Source organism: Kitasatospora sp. UYEF31 (genome assembly GCF_057291755.1).
In genome coordinates, this window is the sequence record NZ_JBXAWK010000135.1 from 1 (window position 1) to 2,225 (window position 2,225).

General features: G+C 68.9%; 1 protein-coding gene. It reads left to right on the forward strand.

The genetic code is table 11. The annotated features are described in order from the left end of the window. Positions 1 to 192 precede the first annotated feature (192 nt). Positions 193 to 2,040 carry an LVIVD repeat-containing protein gene (locus tag AC0Z36_RS29500; protein ID WP_485466151.1) on the forward strand — a complete coding sequence of 616 codons (1,848 nt, stop codon included), beginning with the start codon at positions 193 to 195 and terminating at the stop codon, positions 2,038 to 2,040. The last annotated feature ends 185 nt before the right edge of the window (positions 2,041 to 2,225 follow it).

The window sequence follows — 2,225 nt, forward strand, 5'->3', positions numbered from 1 at the left end:
GGGTCCGGGCCCCTGCGGGTCCCTGTCGGGCGGGGGGGGGGGGGGGCGCCGCCCCCCCCCCCCCCCCCCCCCCCCCCCGGGGGGGGGGGGGGGGGGGCCCGCCCCCCCCCCCCCACGGCCCCGCCCTGCGCAAAAACGCCGTACAGCACAGCCCCGTCACCACCACCCCTTGTGTCGGAAGGACTGTCCCCTATGCGTATCGCCGTCCCCACGGTGTCCAGACGCGTCAGATACGGCGCGCTCGCCACCACAGCCCTGCTTGCGATGGCCTCCCTCACGGCCCTCCCCGGCAGTGGGAAGTCGAACTCCCCGCTGAAGACCAGCTCCGCCGCGGCGGCCCCCGTCGCCGCGACGGACCCGAACATCCTCGACGCGTGCGAGGACCGGCGGCCGCAGCCGGCCGACCCGAAGTCGTACGGGATGCAGCTCGACAAGAGCTTCCTCAGCCCGGCGTCCACTCCCCTCGACGAGGAGAACCCGCACCCGTTCCCGGGGCGCAAGGATGACTACGACAGCAAGTCGTACACCAAGAACGTGAAGGTCGAAGCCGCTTACGAGGGAGCCGACTTCACGCCGGACTTCTTCCACACGTGGCAGAACATCGTCGACTTCAACGGCCGCCGTTACCTGTTCCAGTACGACCGTTCCGAGGGTCGCGTCTACGACATCACCGACGTCAAGAACGTCAAGGTCGTCGAGAAGATGAGCCGCGACGACGTCGGCGGCGACGAGTCCAAGGCCAACGGCACGTGGGCGGCCAACGACTACTGGGGCGCGTCCACCATCCAGTGGAGCAAGTCCCTCAACTCGTACGTCATGGTCATGTCCTTCGAGGACAAGCGCCAGATCTCCGAGCTGACCGACGAGCCGGGCCACGACAAGTACGGCAACCCGGCGGGTGTCGCGGCGCTGCGCGCCAAGACCGGCCTCAAGGGTTTCAAGGTCTACAAGCTCAACGGCCCGATGAAGAAGGACTGGCAGCTGGTCTCGACCGTCAGCACCGACTCCACCCAGGCCGACCCGCTGAAGTCCGACCTCACGAAGCCGCAGCAGGGCTCCGGATCGCTCGACGTCCCGTACTGGGACGGCGGGAAGTACATGTTCATCGCGGTCGCGCCGAACGACACGTACGCGAACACGGAATACCCGACGAACCTCCACTCGGCGGGCTACCAGTCGTACGACATGTCCGACCCGGCGAAGCCCAGGCTCCTGGACACCTGGCACCTCCCCGGCCAGGTGGTCGGCGAGGAAGAGGCCTACAAGAAGAACGCCCGCTGCGGCAACCGCACTTCGTGGATGGGCGCGCGCATGCCGCTGTTCATCCCGAAGCCGGTCGAGCAGGGCGGGAAGTACGGCTTCGCGATCCAGGGCGGCCTGGGCCTGACGGTCCTGGACATCTCCGATCCCGCGAAGATGAAGCAGCTCGCGCACCTCGACCTGCCGCCGTCGGTGGCCGGCACGGAGGGCGACAACATCGACGTGTCGCAGTACGAGCGGACCGGCATGATCTACGTCTCCGGCTACCCCCTCACCGAGGACTGCTACGAGCCGTACAAGCCGATCTTCCAGATCGACGCGCGTGACGCCACCAACCCGCGGATCGTCGGGCAGCTCCCCCGCCCGACCCCGCCGCGCGCCTCCGGGATGTCCGACTACTGCCAGCGCCGCGGCAGCTTCGGCCCGAAGCGCACCGGTTACTACACGAACCCCGGCAAGCACGAGACGGGTGTTCTCTCGTACGGCTTCTACAACGCCGGAGCGCAGTTCTTCGACGTGAAGAACCCGGCGAAGCCCGAGATCGAGGCGTACTTCGTCCCGAAGGCCTTCGGCACCAAGACGAAGGACTGGCCGACCGAGAACGGCGCGTTCCCGGACTGGGCCAAGGGCAACCAGACGCATGGCGTGTACGTGGAGTGGGACCGCAACATCGCATGGGTGCTGACCAACCACGGCATCTACGCGGTCTCCTCCGAGGACGTCCTCGGCAACCCGAACCTGGGCAAGCCGAAGGAGCCGTTCCGGAACAGTCAGTTCTGACGTTGCGTCAGTAGAGTGACCGGAGGGGCGCCGGGCAGACCCCGCCGCCCCCCCGGGGGGTACACCCCGCCCCGGGCAGCCAACCGGGCGAGCGCCCACGGCGCCCCCCCGCCCCCCACCGCCCGGGCCACAAATGCCGCGGTGCCTGGGTGGCGCACGGGCGCCACAGCCGCCCGAAGACCAAC